Source organism: Pseudomonas sp. W2I6 (genome assembly GCF_030815935.1).
Lineage (GTDB): Bacteria > Pseudomonadota > Gammaproteobacteria > Pseudomonadales > Pseudomonadaceae > Aquipseudomonas.
In genome coordinates, this window is sequence record NZ_JAUSXJ010000001.1 from 3,554,452 (window position 1) to 3,576,308 (window position 21,857).

General features: G+C 60.8%; 16 protein-coding genes. 11 read left to right on the plus strand and 5 right to left on the minus strand.

Going from position 1 to position 21,857, the window contains the following annotated elements; genetic code table 11:
- Positions 1–72 precede the first annotated feature (72 nt).
- Positions 73–873 (plus strand): SDR family oxidoreductase, encoded by an 801-nt coding sequence (locus QF039_RS16615; protein ID WP_102369415.1) that lies wholly within the window; start codon positions 73–75, stop codon positions 871–873.
- A gap of 14 nt (positions 874–887) precedes the next feature.
- Here the strand turns inward: QF039_RS16615 and QF039_RS16620 are convergent, their stop codons facing one another.
- On the minus strand, positions 888–1,142 hold the full coding sequence (locus tag QF039_RS16620; RefSeq protein WP_003219674.1) for a hypothetical protein: 255 nt from the start codon (positions 1,140–1,142) through the stop codon (positions 888–890).
- Positions 1,143–1,228: 86 nt separating this feature from the next.
- The gene (locus tag QF039_RS16625; protein WP_003219672.1) at positions 1,229–1,534 is read right to left on the minus strand and encodes a putative quinol monooxygenase; all 306 of its coding nucleotides are present in this window, start codon (positions 1,532–1,534) and stop codon (positions 1,229–1,231) included.
- Positions 1,535–1,686: 152 nt separating this feature from the next.
- Here QF039_RS16625 and QF039_RS16630 point away from each other — a divergent pair, with 152 nt between their 5' ends.
- On the plus strand, positions 1,687–3,402 hold the full coding sequence (locus QF039_RS16630) for an amidase (RefSeq protein WP_008436013.1): 1,716 nt from the start codon (positions 1,687–1,689) through the stop codon (positions 3,400–3,402).
- Here the strand turns inward: QF039_RS16630 and QF039_RS16635 are convergent.
- A complete protein-coding gene (locus QF039_RS16635) occupies positions 3,393–3,668 on the minus strand; it encodes a hypothetical protein (RefSeq protein WP_008436022.1) in 276 nt (91 codons plus the stop codon). The genes QF039_RS16630 and QF039_RS16635 overlap by 10 nt on opposite strands.
- Positions 3,669–3,928: 260 nt before the next feature.
- Here QF039_RS16635 and QF039_RS16640 point away from each other — a divergent pair, with 260 nt between their 5' ends.
- The 7 genes from QF039_RS16640 (at position 3,929) to QF039_RS16670 (ending at position 15,838) form a co-directional block, all read left to right on the plus strand.
- Positions 3,929–6,586, plus strand: a complete 2,658-nt coding sequence (locus QF039_RS16640) for a LuxR C-terminal-related transcriptional regulator (protein ID WP_307519560.1) — start codon at positions 3,929–3,931, stop codon at positions 6,584–6,586.
- Between the two features lie 171 nt (positions 6,587–6,757).
- Complete coding sequence (locus QF039_RS16645; protein ID WP_307519562.1) at positions 6,758–8,836, plus strand: hydantoinase/oxoprolinase family protein; 2,079 nt, start codon at positions 6,758–6,760, stop codon at positions 8,834–8,836.
- 13 nt (positions 8,837–8,849) lie between these two features.
- The gene (locus QF039_RS16650) at positions 8,850–10,508 is read left to right on the plus strand and encodes a hydantoinase B/oxoprolinase family protein (RefSeq protein WP_307519564.1); all 1,659 of its coding nucleotides are present in this window, start codon (positions 8,850–8,852) and stop codon (positions 10,506–10,508) included.
- A gap of 83 nt (positions 10,509–10,591) precedes the next feature.
- Positions 10,592–11,482, plus strand: coding sequence for a hypothetical protein (locus tag QF039_RS16655; RefSeq protein ID WP_307519566.1), 891 nt, complete (start codon positions 10,592–10,594; stop codon positions 11,480–11,482).
- A gap of 32 nt (positions 11,483–11,514) precedes the next feature.
- Positions 11,515–12,336, plus strand: coding sequence for an aspartate/glutamate racemase family protein (locus tag QF039_RS16660; RefSeq protein WP_307519568.1), 822 nt, complete (start codon positions 11,515–11,517; stop codon positions 12,334–12,336).
- A gap of 25 nt (positions 12,337–12,361) precedes the next feature.
- Positions 12,362–13,711 (plus strand): MFS transporter, encoded by a 1,350-nt coding sequence (locus tag QF039_RS16665; RefSeq protein WP_307519569.1) that lies wholly within the window; start codon positions 12,362–12,364, stop codon positions 13,709–13,711.
- 81 nt (positions 13,712–13,792) lie between these two features.
- Positions 13,793–15,838 carry an avidin/streptavidin family protein gene (locus tag QF039_RS16670; RefSeq protein WP_307519571.1) on the plus strand — a complete coding sequence of 682 codons (2,046 nt, stop codon included), beginning with the start codon at positions 13,793–13,795 and terminating at the stop codon, positions 15,836–15,838.
- Between the two features lie 9 nt (positions 15,839–15,847).
- Here the strand turns inward: QF039_RS16670 and QF039_RS16675 are convergent, their stop codons facing one another.
- The gene (locus tag QF039_RS16675) at positions 15,848–17,998 is read right to left on the minus strand and encodes a phosphocholine-specific phospholipase C (protein WP_307519573.1); all 2,151 of its coding nucleotides are present in this window, start codon (positions 17,996–17,998) and stop codon (positions 15,848–15,850) included.
- 54 nt (positions 17,999–18,052) lie between these two features.
- Positions 18,053–19,264, minus strand: coding sequence for a DNA-binding transcriptional regulator (locus tag QF039_RS16680; protein ID WP_003219663.1), 1,212 nt, complete (start codon positions 19,262–19,264; stop codon positions 18,053–18,055).
- 153 nt (positions 19,265–19,417) lie between these two features.
- Between QF039_RS16680 and xylA the strand changes: the two genes are divergently transcribed.
- Both xylA and xylF read left to right on the plus strand, forming a co-directional pair.
- Positions 19,418–20,734, plus strand: a complete 1,317-nt coding sequence (gene xylA, locus QF039_RS16685) for a xylose isomerase (RefSeq protein ID WP_307519576.1) — start codon at positions 19,418–19,420, stop codon at positions 20,732–20,734.
- A gap of 57 nt (positions 20,735–20,791) precedes the next feature.
- A complete protein-coding gene (xylF, locus tag QF039_RS16690; protein ID WP_003219660.1) occupies positions 20,792–21,793 on the plus strand; it encodes a D-xylose ABC transporter substrate-binding protein in 1,002 nt (333 codons plus the stop codon).
- Positions 21,794–21,857: the final 64 nt, after the last annotated feature.

The window sequence follows — 21,857 nt, forward strand, 5'->3', positions numbered from 1 at the left end:
AAGGACAAACGCCAAGCCTATAACTTGAGCCCTCAACAATATTGGTTGAGTACTCATCTATTGGAGCCGTTCATGTCGATCCCTGCTTCCACAAAAATTGCCCTGATCACGGGTGCTTCTTCAGGTATTGGCGCCGTGTATGCCGACCGATTGGCAGCCCGCGGGTACGACTTGATCCTGGTCGCCCGTCGTGAAGACCGCCTCGAAGCCCTGGCGGCGAAGATCACTCAAGCCTACGGGCGCCAGGTCCAGACCATCGGCGCCGACCTGGTAAACCCCGCGGACCTGGCCCGTGTTGAAAGCCTGCTCGCCGGCAACCCGGCGATCCAGGTGCTGGTGAATAACGCCGGCCTGGCCCGCCTGCATCCGCTGGCTCAATCCTCGGTCGAGGATTCCACGACCCAGATCGCCCTGAACATCACCGCCCTCACCCGCCTGACCCACGCGGCGCTGCCGGGCATGCTGGTGCGCAATGAAGGCTTGATCATCAACGTGGCATCGGTGTTGGGCGTGCACTCGCTGCCGGTCAGCTCGGTGTACAGCGGCACCAAGAGCTATGTCCTGGCATTCAGCCGTGGCTTGCAATCGGAACTGGCGGAAACCGGGGTGAAGGTGCAGATCGTGTTGCCGGCAGCCACCGCTACCGAGATCTGGGACGCGTCGGGCATTCCGCTTTCCGCCCTGGAACAGGAGTCGGTCATGACCACCGAAAACCTGGTGGACGCGGCACTGGCCGGGCTGGATCAGGGTGAGACGATCACCTGGCCGTCGGTGGCCGATGGTTCGTTGTGGGAGACCTATGATGCGGCGCGTGGTGCGTTGTTTGCGGCCACGCAAACAGGCAAGCCGGCGCCCCGGTATGGGATTGTCTGAGGCGCCAGCCGGCTTTATTGAATACCGATGGAAATGCGCCGCACAGTCTGCTCCTCACGGGGCAGGCTGATGTCGCCTTCGTAGGTGCACTCGCGGCCGGTGCAGCTGTTTTCCACGGTCACCGGCGCAAGGCTTTTGACCGGAAAGCGCGGCTTGGGCTCAGCCTGCGGCGTGAGCGGTACAGCGCTGAGGACAGGTGCCTCGTAGGTCAGGTCCAGGCTGGACGCGTGGGCCTGGGTGGCCAGAACGGCGAGCAGTGCGCTCGCCATGACAGTCCTTGTAAACAACATCGAAATCTTTCCGGGCAGCAAAAAATGAAGGGGCAATGATAACCCCTTGAGCTGCCGGGTTGAAGTCAACGTGCCTGGACGGCAGGTTCCAGCACCAATACGTTGGAGGGGCCCGCACGGAATGTCGGGTTGTGCTTCGCGGCTTCCAGCATGTGCGGCGCTGCGTGGTGATCCTTGAGCGCCGCCTTTGAAGCCCACGTCTCGATCAACACAAAACTGTCGCTGTTGCCCTCGACCGGATGCAGGTCGTACTGGATGCAACCGGCTTCGGCCCGGACCAGCGGAGCGAGCCCGGCAAAGGCCGCCAACTGGTCCGCACCCCGGCCAGGCTGGGTATTGATGATGACGACAAGCCGCACTTCATCGGACATAAACAGCACCGTTATCGATAAGGAAATTGAGGCGCCACAGTAAGGGATGCCATTCTCTGGCGCTATGAAAAATCTATCAGTAAGCTACTTTCACTGATTGGATTGAGTCAGCACTCAAGCCCTCCCCCTTTTCTGCACCCGGCGATAACCACGTGATCGAAGTAACCGAAGTTTCCATTGCCCAGTTGCGCACTGCGCTCGAATCCGGCCAGACCACGGCGGTTGAACTGGTCGAGGCTTACCTCGCCAGGATCGACGCCTACGACGCCCCCACGACTGCCACCGCGCTCAACGCGGTGGTGGTGCGCAACCCGCAAGCGCTGGAGGAAGCCCGCGCATCCGACGCACGCCGGGCCAGCGGCACAACCCTGGGCCCGCTCGACGGCATTCCCTACACAGCCAAGGACAGCTACCTGGTCAAGGGCCTCACCGCCGCCTCCGGCAGCCCGGCTTTCGCGAACCTGGTTGCCTACCGCGATGCGTTCACCATCGAGCGACTGCGGGCAACAGGCGCCATTTGCCTGGGCAAGACCAACATGCCGCCGATGGCCAACGGCGGCATGCAGCGCGGCGTGTATGGCCGGGCCGAGAGCCCGTACAACGCCGACTACCTCACCGCACCGTTCGCCTCGGGCTCCTCCAACGGCGCCGGCACGGCCACTGCGGCGAGCTTCGCGGCGTTTGGCCTGGCGGAAGAAACCTGGTCCAGCGGGCGCGGCCCGGCGTCCAACAATGGCCTGTGTGCCTACACCCCGTCCCGTGGCGTGATCTCGGTGCGCGGCAACTGGCCGCTGACCCCGACCATGGACGTGGTCGTGCCTTACGCCCGGACCATGGCCGACCTGCTTGAAGTGCTCGACGTCGTGGTCGCAGAAGACCCCGACACACGCGGCGACCTGTGGCGGATGCAACCCTGGGTGCCGATCCCCGGCGTCGCCTCGGTACGCCCGCAGTCCTACGCAGACCTGGCCGCGACCGGCGATGCACTCGCCGGCAAACGCTTCGGCGTGCCGCGCATGTACATCAACGCCGACCCCGAGGCAGGCACCAGCGACGCCCCGGGAATCGGCGGCCCTACTGGCCAGCCAATCAAAACCCGGGCCTCGGTGATCGAGCTCTGGGAAGCTGCGCGCAAGGCACTTGAAGCCGCCGGCGCAGAAGTGGTCGAGGTGGATTTCCCGCTGGTCTCCAATTGCGAAGGCGATCGCCCGGGCGCACCGAAAGTGTTTACCCGAGGCCTGGTGTCCAAGGAATTCCTCCACGATGAATTGTGGGAACTGTCGGCCTGGGCGTTCGATGATTTCCTGCGGGCCAATGGCGACCCTGCGCTGAACCGCCTGGCGGATGTCGACGGCCCGAAGATCTTCCCCCACGACCCCGGCACCCTGCCCAACCGCGAAGACGACCTGGCCGCCGGCATGGACGAATACGTGCGCATGGCCGAGCGCGGCATCACGCCGTGGGACAGGATCAGCACCGTGCCCGACGGCCTGCGCGGCCTGGAACAGACACGACGCATCGACCTTGAAGACTGGATGGATAACCTGGGGCTGGATGCGGTGATTTTTCCGACAGTCGCCGACGTAGGTCCGGCGGATGCGGATGTGAATCCCGCGTCGGCGGATATCGCCTGGAGCAACGGAGTGTGGGTCGCCAACGGCAACCTCGCCATCCGCCATTTGGGCGTGCCGACAGTGACGGTGCCCATGGGCGTCATGGCCGACATCGGCATGCCGGTGGGGCTGACATTTGCCGGCCGGGCGTATGACGATTCGGCGCTGCTGCGATTGGCATCGGCCTATGAGTCGACGGGCAGCAAGCGCCTGGTGCCGCCGCGCACGCCGGCGCTGGTGGCTCGTCAGGACTGATTGATTTCGCTGCTGATCTTGCGCATCAACCGATCGGCTTCCGACCCGGGTTCAAATCGAAAGCCACGCATCTCATCGAGGAGCAGGCAATCGCTGATGGCCTCCCAAAGTTGCTCCTGGGTCGGCTTGTTGCGCAACAGTATGTATGAAAGCAGCAGGCGTTCGATGGGAACGCCTCGAATACAGGCCGTTTCAATGATTGCCAGCAGGATAAAGCGCAGTCGAACTTCCCGCTCCGTGGGCCAAACCGTTTTTCGCTTACCCAATGCCGGGCCTCAGTGTCAGGAAAAGCGTGAGGCTATGGCCCAGAGGGGTGGCGTTTCAAGCGCTGCATGGGGAGAAAGCCCTGCTCCTACACAAAACAGGGATAGGCCCTACAAAACCTCACAAAACTCATCGGGCGTAAGCCCTTATTGGCCGCTCAGCTTGCTGCATCATGTAAACATTCCGTTACTCATCATCCCAACGCAACCTGCCTATTCCTGATAAAGCATTCGGGCATACTCCCGACACGAGCCGCCCCGCCGTGACCCATGCCCCTTCTTCAAGTAACTCCCAACATACCTGGCGCTGGATAGGCAAACTGACACCGCCGCTGACGTTGCTCACCTCAATGCCCCGGCAAGACTTGTTGACGTCATTAAAGACGAGGATTGAAGGGCCTTTGATTCTCCTTGTGGCGCCCCCTGGATACGGCAAAACAACGCTATTGATGCAGTGGCGACAGGAACTTCTCTGCACCTCCCCACAGGCAACCGTTGCCTGGCTATCGCTGGATGAAGCAGACGCAGAACCTAACCGTTTCCTGGCTTATCTGATTCTGGCGCTTGACCACGCAGGCCTTGATCTCGGACACCTGCCACGGCTGGCAGAGGCCCAATCCCTGGATGCACAACCACAGCGCACCATCACTGCCTTGCTTCACGCCATGGCGCGCGAAAACCGCTCCATCACCCTACTGCTCGATGACTACCATACAGCCGCCAACGAACACCTCGACTCCATTGTGCAAGCGTTGCTGGAACAAGCTGCACCCTGGCTGCAATGGGTTGTCGCCAGCCGTACTCGCCCCCAATGGCCCTTGGCACGCTGGAAAACCATGGGCTGGGTGCGCGAGGTGACGGCTCGCGAATTGACGCTTTCAACGAGCGAAACCAACACGATCCTGGGACCCGATCTCTCATCGTCAGACCTGCATCACCTGCATGAAACAACCGAAGGTTGGCCTGTGGCCGTGCAACTGGCTCGGCTGTGGCGAGCCAGTGGCGACGGCTCGCTGTACTGCCTGAACGAGTTTTCCGGGCACGTGACCAATGTCGCCGCCTACCTGACAGAACAAGTCGTGGGACGTTTGCCACCAGCGTGCCAATCCTTCCTGATCGATACCGCATTGCTGGAGCGTTTCAACGCAGGGTTCGCTGACGCGATACGCGAGCGCACGGACAGTACCCAACTGCTTGCACAGTTAAGCCACCTGGACGCCCTGCTGGTTCCGCTGGATGCCCAGCGTCAGTGGTTCCGCTACCACCGTCTGCTGCGGGATTTCCTGAGCAAACGGTGTGACACCAAAAATGCCCAGCGCATTCACCGCGCTGCCGCCCAATGGCTGGCACAAGAAAAGGACTGGATCCAGGCTGTGTCACATGCGTTACGTGCCAGCGATATCGCGCTGGCAGTGAATATGGTGGTGCGTGCAGGGGGATGGGAGTCCGTACTGAGGCATGGGATCCGCTATGCACAAAGCCTGTTGCAGCAGTTCGATGAGCCAACACGGCGCAGCGAACCTGACCTTTTGCTGCTCCAAGCGTATTTGCACGCCAAGCTTGGAGACCACAGGTTAGCCACTCAACTACTAGAGCTGGCGCAAGGCGTCATCCACGACGACAGGCGCCTGAAGCGAGACTTCCAGGTTATTCAAACGTTGGTGAACGCCTACGTCGATCGTTTCGCAGAGAACCACGAAAGTCCGTTCGACCCAGTACGGTTGCAGGGCGACGAAGTGCTGGCCCAGGCAACCCTTGCCTGTGTAGAGGCTTTAAAAGCCATGACTCACGCAGAACTGCCCCGCGCGCTGCAAACCATCCGGGCAGCCCATATCAAGATGCGTTTGGTCGACATTCCGCGCGGTGAAAATTACTGCCGCATTCATGAGGCACAAGTACTTTCCCTGATGGGCAACATTACCCAGTCGAGTCGCATGGTCGACGAGGCGCTGGCCATTTCAAGCGATCAGTTTGGCCATGAAAGCTCAGTCAACGCGCTAGTCGGCTGCCTAAAGGCACAGCACTGCTACTGGCAAGGTGCATGGTCCGAGGCGACAGCCTGGTGGCGGGACGGCTGGGCATCCCTCGAACAGACGGATGGCTGGCTGGATATTGCCGCCACAACAGCGGAAGTCGCGTGGCGCACGACGCTGCGCAGTCAAGGCATGCAGTTGGCGCTACGTGAACTGGAACAGGTGGCACAGTTGGCGGACACCCGTGAATGGCTGCGGCTGACACGATTGGTCAATGCATGGCGGGTCGATTTGCTGGTGCAGTGCGGCTCCCTGGTAAAGGCTCGCGAGGAGGCATTGCGGGTCGACCTTGAACATATTGCAGGTGACCGCGATGACTGGCGTAACCATGAAGCAGCCACCTTGGCACTGGCCCGCCTGCAACTGGCCTCGGGACGTTCCGCCGCCGCGCTGACCCGCTTGTATCAAGAAGGCAAAGTGCTGCAAGACAAAGGTTTGTGCCTCCCTGCGTGGCGCCTGCAACTGCTGGCGTTAGTCGCCTATGGCAAAGGCCAGTCAACGCTGGAAACCAAGGATCTGACACCGATCCTGGCATCGATACCTCAACAGATCTTGCCGGGCCTGCTGCTGGAAGTGGGGCCAAGTCTGCTGCCGGCTCTGGAAGCCTGCCCTGAAACCCTTCCTGGTCAGGCAGCCATCCTTACGCGGCTACGGGGCTGGCGGGCACACCCGGTGCGCGCCCATATGCCATTCAGCGCCAAGGAGACACAAATCCTCACCTTGCTCGCCAGCGGCCAGCCAAACAAGACGATCGCTCAAGGGTTGAACATCTCTGAAAACACCGTGAAATTTCATCTTAAACACATCTTCGCCAAGCTCTCGGTAGACAATCGCACGGCCGCCATCAGTGCAGCGTTGCGCCTCGGTGTTCTTGATTCCTCTCTCTGAGCCCACCCGCCTACCCATCCGGGTAGGCGGTGTGGAAATCGCGCCATGAACTACCCGTGCCGCAGGTAGTAACCCCCGCTCACCGTCCTCTAGCATCCGTCTAAACAGCGAGAGCCCCAACGCTCTGCTAGCTCCGATAACAACAATCACATCAGGAGATACCCTGTGGGTATGGACGGTAAAACTGTGCGTGTAGCGACCGATGTCGGTGGGACATTTACCGACTTGGTCTATTTCGAAAGCAACCCGGCCACCGGCCAACAAATCATTCGCACCGCCAAGGTCGATACCACACCGCCGAACTTCGCCAAGGGTGTGCTCAATGTCATCCAGAAAGCGGGCATTGCACTGGAAACTGTCGACTATCTCGCCCACGGCACCACCGTGGTCATCAACGCCTTGACCGAGCGTCGAGGCGTAAAGACGGCCTTGATCACCACCCAAGGCTTTCGCGACATCCTCGAAATTGCCCGGGCCAATCGCCCCGACTACTTCAACTTGAAATGGGTCAAGCCAGCACCCTTCGTGCCTCGCTACCTGAGGCGCGAGGTAGGTGGTCGCCTGCATACCGACGGCAGTGAGCGTGAAGCCCTGGACCTTTCAGGCCTGGTCGACATACTCGATGCGTTTCGCGCCGATGGCGTGCAAGCCATTGCCATCTGCCTGTTGCACGCCTATGCAAATCCGGTCCATGAGCAGGCGGTACTGAAAGAAGTACAGCGGCTCTGGCCCGAGGTCTCAGTCGTTGCCTCACACCAGATCACTCGCGAGTGGCGCGAATACGAACGCTCCAGCACCACAGTGCTCTCGGCCTACGTCCAACCCATCGCCGCACGCTACCTCGAGAACCTGGAAACGGGCCTGCGCGAAGGCGGCTACGAAGCACCGCTGTACATCATGCAGTCCAACAGCGGCGTCGACAGTGTGGCTCATGCGCGGGACATTCCCATCACCATGGTCGAGTCGGGGCCTGCCAGCGGTTTCTGGGCCGCCGCCGAGCTGGGGCGCCTGCTTGATGAGCCCAACCTGCTGGCATTGGACATCGGTGGCACCACCGCCAAATGCTCGCTGGTACGTAACGGCCAGGTGTCGATAAAGACCGATTACTGGATTGAGCGTAATCGACTCAATGCGGGCTACCCGATCATGGTGCCAGTGGTGGATCTGGTGGAAATCGGCAACGGCGGTGGTTCCGTCGCCTGGGTCGATGAGTTCGAAAAACTGCACGTCGGCCCTGAATCCGCTGGCGCCCTGCCCGGCCCCGCGGCCTATGGCAACGGCGGTACGCAGGTCACCACGACAGATGCCAACCTGGCTTTGGGCCGGATCAACCCTGACTACTTCTGCGGCGCAGAGCTGGTCGCGGATATGGCCGCTGTCAGGCAGGCCTTCGGCCCACTGAGCAGGCGCCTGAAGCTACCCGCCGACGAGATCGCCCGCGGCATCATTCGAATTGCCAACGACAACATGGTCAACGCATTGAAACTGGTGTCATTGAGCCGTGGCCATGATCCCCGGGAGTTGACCCTGATCGCCTTCGGCGGCGGCGGAGCCATGCATGCAGTCGCCCTGGCGCAGGAACTTGGGGTCAAGAAAGTCATTGTGCCCCGAGGCGCCTCCGTATTCTCAGCATGGGGCATGACCATGTCGGACCTGCGTCGCGACCTGTTCATCAATCGTTTTGTCGAAACCGACCGCGAGGACGCGCTGGCGCTTACCCAAGTGTTTCTCGAGGAACTGATGCACAACGCCCGGGCCCAGTTTATCGGCGAAGCCATTGCTCCGGATCAGGTCGACGTGCAGGTGTCCTGCAAGCTGCGCTACCAGAACCAGGAGCACGCCGTCGAGGTCGCCTTGGGTCAAGAAGAATCGCTCTCAAAGCATTGGCCGGCGATAGCCCGACGTTTCCACGATCTCTATGAGCAGCAGTACTCCTACCGCTTACAGGCACCGTTGGAAATTGTCGGTTTCCATCTGGTGGCCGTCGCGCAGATTGGCAAGTTGAACCTGCAGGCACTGCCCATCACCGGCCGCACGTTGGCAGAAGCTCACAAAGGCCAACGCCCGGTGGATTTCGCCCTCGAAGGCATCCACGACACGGCCATCTACGACTACGCCCACCTGGAGCCGCAGATGAGTTTCAGCGGCCCAGCCATCATCGAGGACGCCGGTTCCACCGTAGTGGTCCATCCCGGCAATCAGGTACTCGTCGACCGCCTTGGCAACCTGCATATCACCCTCGGCGCCTGAAGGAGCAGCCCCCATGAGCAAAATCGATATATTCACCCTGGATATCATCCAGAACTCTCTACAAGCCATCGCCGATGAAATGTTCGAGGCGATGCGCAAGGCTGCCATGAGCCCGGTGATCTATGAGGTCCTGGACATGGGCACCGGCATCACCGATGCCCATGGCGAAATCGCCAGCTCGGGCGCCGGCATTCCAGCCTTTGTCGGCGTGCTCGATAAAGCGGTCAAGCAGATTCTGATTCAGCACCCCGCGCCCGGGGAAATCGAGGACGGTGACGTGTTCATCACCAATGATCCCCACAGTGGCGGCGTCACCCACCTCAATGATGTGGTACTGGCGATGCCGGTGTTCGCCGAGGGTCGGTTGCTGGCCTGGACCGCCAACATCGCCCACTGGAACGACATCAGCGGCATGGTCCCGGGTTCGTTGTCGACGGAGGCAACCGAGATTTTTCAGGAAGGCCTGCGCCTGGCCTCGGTCAAACTCATCAGTCGGGGCCAGCCGATTCGTTCGGTGCTGCAGATCCTGCGCTGCAATACCCGCATGCCGGATTTCATGGAAGGGGATTTATGGGCAGGAGTCGCCGCAGTGCGCAGTGGCGCCCTGCGCTTGCAGGTACTGAGCGCGAAGTACGGGATCGAGGTGTTCCTCACGGCCATGCAGGAGTTTATGAACCTGGGCGAAAAGGTCTCCTTGCGCGCACTGCGTGACTTGCCCGCCACCCACCTTCATCAAGAGGAGATGCAGGACGACGGCAGGCTCTTCAATGTGTCGATTCAGATATCCGAACGCGAGCTGATCATCGACCTGCGCGACAACCCTGACCAATGTGCCGGGCCCACCAACCTTAGCCGAGATGGCGCAGTCGTCGCGGCGCAGATGGCCTTCAAGGCCTTGACCGCGCCACAAGGCGTCACCAATGGAGGCACCTTCCGCCCCCTCCGGGTACTGACCCGGCCCGGGTCGCTGTTTGATGCCCAGCCTCCCGCAGCCGAGGGGTTCTATTTCGAGAACCTGATCCGCGTGCACGACCTGATCCTGCGCTGCCTGGCCCAGCGGTTTCCCGATCGCCTGCCCGCTGGTAATTTTGCCTCGGTGTGCGCCACCATCATCGGCGGTGTGCATCCCGATACCCGGCGCGTATTCACCCTGGTGGAGCCCGAGATTGGTGGCTGGGGGGCCGAACCCGGCCGCGACGGCAACAACGCGGTGTACTCGGGCCTGCACGGGGAAACCTACAACTGCCCGGTTGAGGTGTGCGAAGCCCGCTATGGCCTGTACGTCGAGCGTATGGAACTCAATGACGAGCCCGGCGGCCACGGCCAGTTCCGTGGCGGGCGAGGCCTGCTGATCGACTACCGCATTCGCTCCGATGCCAGCTTCCTGACCTGCGGCTACACCCGCGCCGTCATACCACCTTGGGGGCTTGAACAAGGATTGGACGGTACGCCCAACTATGTCGAAGTCACCCGCTGCGACGGCACACAACAGCGTTATGCCATGGCCAGCAGCATCAGCCTCGACGCAGGCGATTTGGTACGCGTGCGCACCGGAGCCGGTGGTGGTTACGGGTCGCCCTCTGAGCGCAACCGACAAGCCGTACTGGATGACCTGAAGAACGGCTATGTCGATACCGAAACGGCCAGAACGATATACGGCGTGCAGATTTGAACCACAGGAGCTGCTGACGGCGATTACGCCGAGCGCACCAGCCCTCAGTACTTAAGAACAACAACAAAAAAGCGAGAACTGATATGAAACCGTACACCCCATCACGTCCTTGGGTGTTGCCCGCGCTTGCCTTGATTTTGGGATTCAGCGCATCAGCCAACGCCGAGCAGTTCATTGGTTTTGGCCAGCCGGGCATCCCGGGCAAATGGGCACTGGAGTCATTCCCGGTGTTCAATCGCACGGCAGACGGTAACGTCCGCGCCGGTGGCAATACGGTGTTGGCGTACTTCTCCGAAACGGGCTTTACCGACACAACCCGTGACCAGTTGCAGTTCTGGGTAGGCGCCGTCCCCGGCTACGCCAGCACCAATGGTGCACGGGACACCAGCCCCTGGGGCATTGCTTCACCCAACCTGGGCTTTGCCTACTACTACAACGTGGTGGAGCCCACCAGCGAACCCGGCTCTGCTGACTACACCACGTTCTGGACCAACCCGACCCTGATGGTCGAGTTCCCCAATGGCAACGACGACATCGCCGGTTACGGCGCCTTTGCCAATCGATACGCAGTGAGTTTCAGCCTCGCCAATTACGTGCGCGTCGGGAACTTTGCCGCGACCTTTACCCCAGCGGGCATCCATTACGCCGCGCGCAATCGCAATACCACCGACCTCGGCACCGACAACCCCAAGCGCCTGCGCGGCGGGGTCAGCTTGTGGCTGGCGAATGTTGCCGCCGGATACCTCGTCACCGACGACCTGTGGTTGGGCGTGCATCACGTCTATCACATCAACAATAAAGCCGCGTCGGACTTCGCCGAGTCACGCGTTGCAAAGATCGGCCCGTCCATGACCTATACCGGGTTTGCCCAACAGGGGTTCTACCTCTCCGCCAATATGAACTTCGAGTACTACCGCAGCGCCAACCTGACCCGTGCCAATGAACTGACCATGGCACTGGTGAAGTTCTTCTAATCGCGCTTGCGAAAATCTCCGAGGACTATTGCATGCACACTACAACAACCGCTCCCCAGCCGCAGGACGTACCCGTAACGGTGCGCTGGCTGAACCCGATTGGTTGCTCCACATTCGACGCCCCCATCGCCGATCTGCTCCACGGCATCAAGCAACCATCGACACAGATTGAAGTCGTGTCCTTCGACATGGCACACAGCCCGACACACCTGGAATATCGCGCGTACGAAGCACTCACCTACGAGCGCACCCTCCGTATCGCCCGCGACTGCGGGCAACAGAACATCGACGCGCTGGTGATCGGCTGCTTCTACGATCCGGCACTGGAAGATGCCCGGGAAATCTCAGGCGACACGATTGTCGTCGCCCCTTGCCAGGCGAGCCTGCAAATAGTTGCACAGCTGGCCAACCGGTTCTCGATCATCGTCGGGCGCAACAAGTGGATGGAGCAGATGCATGAGCGGGTCCGCAACTACGGCGCGGCGGACCGGCTGGCATCGATGAGGCCTCTGGGTATGGGGGTTGATGAATTCCAGAAGGACCCCGCTCTCACCCGCAGTCGAATCATCGAACAAGCCATGTTGGCCGTCGAAGAGGACGGGGCCGAAGCCATCGTGCTCGGCTGCACCATCGAGTTCGGTTTCTTTGAGCAGGTGCAGCGGGAAGTCGGCGTACCGGTAATCGACCCCGTGGTTGCGGCCTTCAAGATGGCCGAGGCCATGGCAGGCATGAAACGGCGCTTCGGCTGGTCACCCAGCCGGGTCGGCAGTTGTGAACCGCCACCGGAAACCGAGATCAAGGCCTTCGGCCTGTTCCAGGGGCCGGTGCCGATCGGCAATCGGGTCAAGGCATAACCCTCCCTCACTTGGATGATCCTCCATGAGCATGAGCAACGTCACCGAGACGCCCTCGCTGGGCAGCAACGCGTCCATCCAGCAGGTGGGCGATGTGTTCAGAAATGTTCCCTTGACGCGCGAGCACCTCAAATGCTGCCTCGCGCTGTTCTTTGTATTTGCCATCGAGGCGTGGGAGATGATGATCATCGTCTACACCGCGCCGCTGATAGCAGAAGACATGGCCCTCGACGCGCTCGCGGTCGGCAATCTGATCAGTGCCATGTTCATTGGCATGCTGCTTGGGTCATTGGCCTGGGGCAAAGCGGCCGAACGGATTGGGCGCAAACGCGCGATTCTCTGGAGCCTGGCGCTCTACGGCGTGATTTCGCTGGCCAGTGCGTTCGCCCCGAACTACCTCAGCCTCTATGTGCTGCGCTTGCTGTCGGGCGTAGCGGCAGTGGGCATGATGGTCGTCACCTTTGCCCACTACCAGGAACTGCTGCCGGTGCGCCATCGCGGCGCGCTCACGGTGTACCTTGCCTCGGGCTGGCCGATCGGGATGCTACTGGCGCTGGGAGCCACGGTATGGCTGATGCCCTGGGGCTGGCGCGCGATTATCGTGCTGAGTTCCATGGGAAGCCTCTGGGCGCTGGTAGTGGCGCTGTGGGTTCCGGAATCGCCTTATTGGCTGGCGAGTGTGGGCAGGCAAGCGCAGGCCAAGAGGGTGATCCAGCGACTGAGTCGCGGCGCCGTGCAAATAGCTGAAAGTTGCCAGCTGCAAGTCGACCAGAGCACCCGAGGCTGCCAGCGCGATTTGTTTGCAGGCGCCATGCTCAAAGTCAGCGCCCTGCAAATCCTCGTCAACTTCACGTTCTCATGGGGCTATTGGGGTTTGCAGACCTGGCTACCGACCCTATTGCAGCAACGGGGTCTGAGCTTGCCGCAAAGCTACGGCTTCATTGCGCTATCAGCGCTGTGCATGATCCCCGGTTACGTCGCCGCGTCCTTCCTGACCCATCGTTTCGGGCGCAAGAAAATCATCATCGGCTTTATCGGAGCCTCAGTGGTAGCCGGCTACGGTTTTGCCAACGCACACACCCTGGAAATGCTCTACCTGAGCAACTTTGCCCTGGCTTTTTTCAGCCTTGGCGCCTGGGGTGTCTGGGGCACCTGGATCGCCGAACTGTACCCGACGCCACTACGTACCATTGGTTACGGCTGGGCGATTTTCGCCCAGCGGGTAGCCAACGTTCTGGCGCCCTCACTGATCGGTGCACTGGTGGCTTATGGCGCGTCTTTCAATGTTACGACCACCCTCATCAACGCCTTCATGCTGGTTACCGTGATGTTAGTGGCATTTATTCCGGAGACCGAAGGCAGGGCCTTGCAATGAACCGCCAACCGTTGCCGCCATTTCGGTCAAGACAACAAGAAGCTGCCCGACATCAGCCTCGAGACAAGTCGGTTTGAATGCATGCAGTTGGCATCGGCTTCCCAAACAACCGGGAAGCTCTATTACTGTGTGATGTCGCTGTACATCACCCCAGAAACGGAATTCATCATGGACACACAATCGCCGGCCAATGGGCTGGTATTTCCTATGCAACGGGGCCCCTTCCAGAACAACGGGGCATCGCCGTGGTACTCAACGATGGCACTGGGCAGTCCAGGTCAACCGTTGAAGCTGGCAATCGACTCAGGCACCAATATCAGTTGGGTGACTTCAACACTTTGTCCACCCGGTAAATGCGCGCATTTCGCCGGTGCCCGGTTTGACTACCGGGCTTCCAGCACCTTTGAATTTACTGATTGCCTGCAACGCCCCTATAGCTTTGGCCCCTGGGGCACGATGCAGGTTGAAAGCGCTTCGGACGTGTTAACCGTTCCTACAGGAAGTGTGCAGCCGATCAAGTTGTTTCTGGCAGCCAACTACGACGGCGACCAGTTCAAGCAGCTGGATTGGGACGGCGGTATCGGCCTGCCGTGCAGCAGCGCCTATATCGAAGGACGAAGCTCATTTCTGTTTCAGGACTTGATCGGTAGTGGTCGGCTCGACCCGATGCATCCTTACGTAGCGTTCGACTGGAACTCCAGAGATCGCAGCGGAACCTGCCAGATGGGTGCTTTCGACACCTCCAAAACCCGGGGCCCAGGTTTGTTTCTCCCTTGGTCCCTCTATAGCCGATTGCCGGGCGTGGAATACATCTGGTCTACCGAACTGAAATCCTACTCGGTGGGCGGTGAAACGCTGGCGAACAACGTAAGCTTTGCCCTGGACTCTGGATCTTCGCAATTCAAGGGCGATGACAAGATCATGGGGCGCACCCTGGCGCTTATCGCTCGTGGCGCACGACCTGATGTTGTGTTGGGATTTGCCGAGGGTGAAATCACCCTGGGCGCTGACCTGTACGACCTGCTGGTTGAAGAAGGCCCACAAAAGGGGCAGACCGTCCCGCAGTTTGCCCCGCTGGGCTTGCCTGACCTTGTGCTGGTGGGATCACTGGTCATGGAGCATTGCTACACCGTTTATGAATACCAGGTAGTGCAATGCGGGCAGGAGGTTTACTCACTCGCCCCGGTTGGGATGTGGCTGTTCAATCGCCCGGATGGGCCCCAGATCATTACCCGATCTTCGTCACGCTCATTCAACGCCGGCCCTCGCCCGGTGGTGAACACAAAGGTCATACTCCCCGGCCCAGCGGTTGAAGTCCCTGCCACCAGGCAAAAATCGGTAGCAGGCACCTGGAAAAATGAATATGGATCAGTCATGACCCTGGCAGTGACGGGCAATCGGATTCGCGGCACCTATCAGTCTTCGACCGGCTCAACAGGCAAGTACGAAGTGACAGGCTTTCAACTGGGCCCCCCTGCGTCTCCCGCTCTGAGTCAGCCGGTGACATTGGCTATTGAATGGCACTCCACTGGCGATGACCCAGCAGATCCGAGCTGGAATTGGTGCTCAGGACTGAACGGGCAAATGAGTGTTACACCAGCAGGAGACAGGTTGCAGTTATCGCACTTATTGGTAGCAAGCAGCGACTTTCCCGGGCTTGCGGGACAAGGAACTTACATTGACAAACTTACTTATCAGCGAGTGGATACAGCGGCGCTCGATGATTCGGGTGCGGAGCCGTTAGAGATGCTACCGATTGAGGACGCGTTGAACGGTACGTGGGTGGCTGACAACGGAACGACACTTGAACTGATTGTGTACGCGTCCAGCCAGCGGCGATCGGGTCACGTCCGTGGGCAGCTATCCACACCGGAGGGTAATGTTGAGGTGTCCGGTTTCACCGATATCAACGCGCTTGCGAGCAGACTAGCGCTGCAATCGGTGAGTCTCACCGCAGCGCAAACGCAGGAATCGAGCGTAAGCAGCCTTTGTGGTTCATTGGAATTACAAGGTGAAGTGCTGAACCTATTCTCGGTGACAAGTTCAGCAACGACACCCCAGCGTTCCTATTTGGCAACGCAGGTATTGGCACTCCGTTTCAAGCGTAACGAGACCACGCACCTATGAACCAAGCCCCTACCCGCGCTTACCCATCAACGGATCACTGATACTGTGCGCTCCCGTCTCGATGCGCCCCGCCACTCGTCGCACCCAGCCATGCTCGTCACGTAGCTTGAAGTCATACCAGCCCCCATTCGGCTGGCAGGAGAACGTTCGTTGCACGGTACTGCCGCCCGCAATCTCCAGCAGCCACGGCCCCTGCTTGGTGTAAGGGCAACGCTCGATGGTGATTGAGGCCGCACGCTTGCCGGGGTTGACCAGGGTCAGCAGTAAGGTGTCACCGTGATACGCCAGGGATAACTCCGGCTCGCGACGCTGCAGGTGCCCCTTGAACGAACGGTGGAACCCATTCGGCCCCAACAGCCAGAGCTTGTAGGCGCCCGCGACTTGCCAGGTGTCACTGAGGTGTTTGCCGGCTTCCACCGTGTAGCGGCGCGGTACCTCGTCCAGGTGCAGGCGGTCGTAGACGTGGAAGACCACGCCCTGTTCGCCATTGTTGAAGAAGTCCAGGCTCACCGAACTGGCGCGACGGTCAACCGAGCCTTCAACGTTCAACTGGTACGGCAGCGCCCGGGATGGCCGCGCCATTCGCGCCTGGAACGGCGCCTGTTGCTGGCCCACCGTCGGCAGGGCGACCTGGGGCAGTTGCTCCTGGCGTTGACGCAGGGAGTCGGCGGCCTGGCGGCTGATGGTGTGCAGCGGTGGCAGGGTCTCGGTGTTGGGGTTGACGAAGTTGAAGGCCGAGGTGAGGTCGCCGCACACCGCCCGGCGCCAGGCGCTGATATTGGGTTCGCGCACGTGGAAACGCTTCTCCAGAAATTGCAGCACGGAGGTGTGATCAAACGCCTGGGAATTGACCCAGCCACCACGGCTCCACGGCGACAGCACCAGCATTGGCACTCGCGGCCCGGGCCCGTACACCCCGCCGTCCGGCGCGGGTTGCTGGCTAGAGCCGGGCGGTGCCGGGTGGGTAAAAATCTCGCTGTCGAACTTCACCGTGGACTTGCCGGCAAAGCTGCCATCCAGGCGTTTGGACGGGGCTGACGGCGACGGCACGTGGTCGAAGAAACCGTCGTTTTCATCGTAGTTGACCAACAGCACGGTCTTGCTCCACACGTCCGGGTTGGCGGTCAGTGCCTTGAGGATTTCCTGGGTGAACCAGCCACCCTGCACCGGGCTCGAAGGCCCGGGGTGTTCGGAGTAATCGGCCGGCGCCACCAGCCAGCTCACCTGTGGCAGGCGCCCGTCGTTCACGTCCTTGCGAAAGCCCTGGATGATCGATTCCAGGTCGCTGCCGCTGACCGCCGGCAGGGTGTTGCCATTGCCTTTGTACAACGGCACGCGGGCGTTCAATTGATCGCTGTAGGGCACAAAATCCTTGAAGTCTTTCGGTGGCACGGCGGGGTTGCCGGCCGCGACGCTGGCCGCACGAAACTGGCGAAACCCGGCCAAGGGGTTGTCACCAAAGTTATCCGGCAAGTACTGGTAAACCTTCCAGCTCACACCCGCTTCTTCCAGGCGCTCGGGATAGGTTTTCCAGGTGTAGCCCACGCCCACCGCGCCGGGGCCGTCCCATTCGTTGACCACCGCCGCCACATTTGCACCGGTCGGGCCATTGGTGCCGGTCCAGTGGAACAGCCGATTGGGATTGGTACCTGCGTGTACCGAACAGTGGTAGGCGTCGCATAGGGTAAAGGTGTTGGCCAGGGCGAACTGGAACGGCACTTCCTGCTCACGGTAGTAACCCATCGAGGTGGGTGTCTTGAACGTTGGCCAGGCGTTCATCCGGCCGCTGCTCCAGGCGGCGTGCTCGTCGCCCCAGGAATGCGGCGTGCCGCTGACCCGCTGCGCGTTGCCACGGGAGCTGTCCAGGTGATAGGGCAGGATCCGCCGCCCAACGCCCTGCTGCTCCCACACCCGGTGCCCGCCCGGCAGTGGAATGGTGAAGCGGTCACTGAACCCGCGCACACCCGGCAAGGTGCCGAAGTAGTGATCGAAGGAGCGGTTTTCCTGCATCAGGATCACCACATGTTCGACGTCCATCAGGGTGCCGGTGCGGTTGTTGGCGGGGATCGCCAGGGCCTGGCGAATGGAGTCGGGCAACAGGGTGTAGGCGGATCCGATGGCAGCTGCTTGCAACAACGTTCTGCGTGTAAGAGTCGGCATAAGACGATTCAATCCCTTGAAGTTCTGGAGCGAGGCTCAGGACAAAATAGGGACTCAAGGCGACAAAGAAATGACATCGCTCGAATCGCGCTCGACCTGCCCCACCTGGTACTCCCTCGGCGTACACCCGAACTCGCGCTTGAACACCGTGTGCAGGTACTGGGCGGATTTGAACCCGCAGTCATAGGCAATATCCGCAATCGCGGCCCTGGTATTTTCGAGGCTGGAAACCGCAGCCGCGAGTTTGAAGCGCAGGATTTCATCGTGGACGCTGCGGTTCAGTTCACTGCGAAAATGCGCTTCCAGGGACGACCGCGACACGCCGACGTAGTTGGCGACCTGGGCAGTCTTGATGCCCTGGCAGGCGTACTGGCGAATGAAATGCAGCGCTTGCATCACGTAGGGATGGCCGAGGGGTTGGTGCAGGCTTGAGGTCTGCACGTTGACCGCTTCCGGCGGCACCAGGATCTGGCTGCCTGCCGAAGGCATACCGTGCAGCATCTGGTGCAGCAGGCGCGCGGCGGTGCGGCCCATTTTTTCAGTGCCCTGGATCACCGAGCTCAGCGGCACGCGGGTCAGGGTGCGGGTCAAGGGGTCGTTGTCGATGCCGATCAGTGCCACTTGCTCCGGCACCGGGATGCCGGCGGTGAGGCAGGCCTGCAGCAACTGGCGGGCACGGGCGTCGCTGACCGCGATGATGCCGATGGGTTTGGGCAGGCTGTGCAACCAGGCAATTTGTTGTTCCACCGCCGAGTCCCACAGCGGCGCGCTGGTGCCGAGCCCGCGATACACCTCCACCGGCAAGCCATCGCGCTCCAGAAGGCGGCGGAAGGCTTTTTCGCGCTCCTGGGCCCAACGGTTGATATCGGCTTCAGGCAGGCTGAAACAGGCAAAGCGTGTCAGCCCGGCTTCGATCAGGTGTTCATAGGCCAGCTTGATCAAAGCAAAATTGTCAGTGGCCACGTACGGAGTATGCCGGGGGTAAGCCCGCTCATCCTCATAAGACCCGCCCACCGCCACCACCGGCACATGCACACCCGCCAACGCGGGGCCCATCGCCGGGTCGTCGAAGTCGGCAATGATCCCGTCGCCATGCCAGCGCTCGATACCCTTGAGCCGGCAGACGAAGTCCTCTTCCAGGAACAGATCCCACGACACCCGCGTACTGCTCAGGTAGTTGCCGATCCCGGTGATGATGCCGCGATCGTAGATCTTGTTGCCATTGAACAGCAGGGCAATCCGGTGCACAGGCGGGACAGTTTTCACAGGGGCGGCTCCATGCGATATGTCGAGCCACTATGCGCGTAAAACCACTCAAAATCGAACCCCGCTCTGGTGATTTTCATAATCGGTTGGCCGGGGGCCGTTGCTAGTATCGAGGCAAGGTTAACGTGCACTCATAACAACAAGGATCTGGCGATGCCCTACTTTCCCGCGGTCGAAAAAATCCTCTATGAAGGCCCCGATAGCGACTCTCCCCTGGCCTTCCGGCACTACGATGCAAACAAGCTGATCCTCGGCAAACCGATGCGCGAGCACCTGCGGATGGCCGCGTGTTACTGGCACAACTTTGTCTGGCCCGGCAGCGACATGTTCGGCTCCGGCACCTTCCAGCGGCCCTGGCAGCAACCGGGGGAAGCCCTGCAAGTGGCACGCGGCAAGGCCGAAGCGGCGTTCGAGTTTTTCTCCAAGCTGGGCATCGACTACTACAGCTTCCACGACACCGACGTGGCTCCCGAAGGCGCAAGCCTGGCGGAGTACCGCGACAACTTTGCGCGGATGGTCGACCAGCTCGAACGCCATCAGGAACAGACCGGTATCCGGCTGCTGTGGGGCACTGCCAACTGCTTCAGCAACCCGCGCTTTGCCGCCGGCGCCGCCAGTAACCCGAACCCGGAAGTGTTTGCCTATGCGGCGGCCCAGGTATTCAGCGCGATGAATGCCACCCACCGTCTCAAGGGCTCCAGCTATGTGTTGTGGGGCGGCCGCGAAGGCTACGAGACCCTGCTCAATACCGACCTCAAGCGCGAGCGCGAGCAACTCGGGCGGTTCATGCGCATGGTGGTCGAGCACAAATACAAGATCGGCTTCACCGGCGAGCTGTTTATCGAGCCCAAGCCACAGGAGCCCACCAAGCACCAATACGACTACGACAGCGCCACCGTGTTTGGCTTCCTGCATCAGTTCGGCCTGGAGAAAGAGATCAAGGTCAACATCGAGGCCAACCACGCCACCCTCGCCGGCCACAGTTTTCACCATGAGATCGCCACCGCCGCGTCCCTGGGGATTTTCGGCAGCATCGACGCCAACCGTGGCGACCCGCAGAACGGCTGGGACACCGACCAGTTCCCCAACAGCGTCGAGGAGCTGACCCTGGTCACCTACGAGGTACTCAAGGCCGGTGGTTTCAAGGGAGGTGGCTACAACTTCGACTCCAAGGTACGCCGCCAAAGCCTCGACGAAGTGGACCTGTTCCATGGCCACGTGGCCGCAATGGACGTGCTGGCGCTGTCCCTGGAACGCGCCGCCGCCATGGTGCAGAACGACGCCCTCGAACAGTTCAAGGCCCAGCGGTATGCCGGCTGGGACCAATCCTTCGGGCGTGCCGTGCTTGGCGGCGACTTCAGCCTGGCGTCGCTGGCCGAGCATGCCTTCAGCCACCAACTGAACCCACAAGCCGTGAGTGGCCGCCAGGAGATGCTCGAAGGCGTAGTGAATCGCTTTATCTACCCATGACCGCTACGCTCCAGGTCCAGCAGTGCGTCTAAACAACAATAAAAGGGACTCACCATCATGAAACACCTGAAAACCGTCTTGCTCACCAGCGTTCTGGCACTGCTTTCCAACTCGGTCATGGCTGACGCGGCCCACCCGAAAATCGGTTTTTCCATCGACGACCTGCGCCTTGAACGCTGGGCCCGCGACCGCGATTATTTCACCGCCGCCGCCGAACAACTGGGGGCCAAGGTCTATGTGCAGTCGGCGGACGCCAACGAACAGCGGCAGATCTCGCAGATTGAAAACCTGATCTCCCGGGGCGTCGACGTGATTGTGATCGTGCCGTTCAATGCCACGGTGCTGAACAACGTGGTGGCCGAGGCCAAGAAAGCCGGGGTGAAAGTGCTGTCCTACGACCGGCTGATTTTGAATGCCGATATCGACGCCTACATCTCCTTCGATAACGAAAAGGTCGGCGAGATGCAGGCCCAGGGCGTGTTGAACGCGCAGCCTAAAGGCAATTACTTCCTGCTGGGCGGCGCACCTACCGACAACAACGCGAAGATCCTGCGCCAGGGCCAGATGAAGGTGCTGCAGCCTTCGATCGACAAGGGCGACATCAAGATTGTCGGCCAGCAATGGGTCAAGGAATGGAACCCCACCGAAGCCCTGAGCATTGTCGAAAACGCCCTGACCGCCAACAGCAACAAGATCGACGGCATCGTCGCCTCCAACGACGCCACCGCCGGCGGCGCGATCCAGGCCCTGGCGGCACAAAAACTCGCGGGCAAGGTGCCGGTCTCGGGCCAGGATGCCGACCTGGCCGCGATCAAGCGCGTGATCGCCGGCACCCAGACCATGACCGTCTACAAGCCCCTGAAGCTGCTGGCGTCCGAGGCGGCCAAGCTCTCGGTACAACTGGTGCGTGACGAGAAACCGGCCTACAACTCGCAGTACGACAACGGCAGCAAACAGGTGTCGAGCATCCTGCTCAAGCCGACCGCGTTGACCAAGGACAACGTCAACGTGCTGGAAGAAGACGGGTTCTACACCAAAGCGCAAATCGCCGGGCAGTAAGCGTACGGCTCACTGCAGGGGCGGTATGAGGCCGCTCCTGCCTTTTCGCTGTGGAATGAGTGCC

What these genes read in the sequence shown, in the direction of transcription:
- QF039_RS16615 (WP_102369415.1), top strand. Translation starts at nt 73, where the DNA reads ATGTCGATCCCTGCTTCCACAAAAATTGCCCTGATCACGGGTGCTTCT.
- QF039_RS16620 (WP_003219674.1), bottom strand. Translation starts at nt 1,142, where the DNA reads ATGGCGAGCGCACTGCTCGCCGTTCTGGCCACCCAGGCCCACGCGTCC.
- QF039_RS16625 (WP_003219672.1), bottom strand. Translation starts at nt 1,534, where the DNA reads ATGTCCGATGAAGTGCGGCTTGTCGTCATCATCAATACCCAGCCTGGC.
- QF039_RS16645 (WP_307519562.1), top strand. Translation starts at nt 6,758, where the DNA reads ATGGACGGTAAAACTGTGCGTGTAGCGACCGATGTCGGTGGGACATTT.
- QF039_RS16650 (WP_307519564.1), top strand. Translation starts at nt 8,850, where the DNA reads ATGAGCAAAATCGATATATTCACCCTGGATATCATCCAGAACTCTCTA.
- QF039_RS16655 (WP_307519566.1), top strand. Translation starts at nt 10,592, where the DNA reads ATGAAACCGTACACCCCATCACGTCCTTGGGTGTTGCCCGCGCTTGCC.
- QF039_RS16660 (WP_307519568.1), top strand. Translation starts at nt 11,515, where the DNA reads ATGCACACTACAACAACCGCTCCCCAGCCGCAGGACGTACCCGTAACG.
- QF039_RS16665 (WP_307519569.1), top strand. Translation starts at nt 12,362, where the DNA reads ATGAGCATGAGCAACGTCACCGAGACGCCCTCGCTGGGCAGCAACGCG.
- QF039_RS16670 (WP_307519571.1), top strand. Translation starts at nt 13,793, where the DNA reads ATGCAGTTGGCATCGGCTTCCCAAACAACCGGGAAGCTCTATTACTGT.
- QF039_RS16675 (WP_307519573.1), bottom strand. Translation starts at nt 17,998, where the DNA reads ATGCCGACTCTTACACGCAGAACGTTGTTGCAAGCAGCTGCCATCGGA.
- xylA (WP_307519576.1), top strand. Translation starts at nt 19,418, where the DNA reads ATGCCCTACTTTCCCGCGGTCGAAAAAATCCTCTATGAAGGCCCCGAT.
- xylF (WP_003219660.1), top strand. Translation starts at nt 20,792, where the DNA reads ATGAAACACCTGAAAACCGTCTTGCTCACCAGCGTTCTGGCACTGCTT.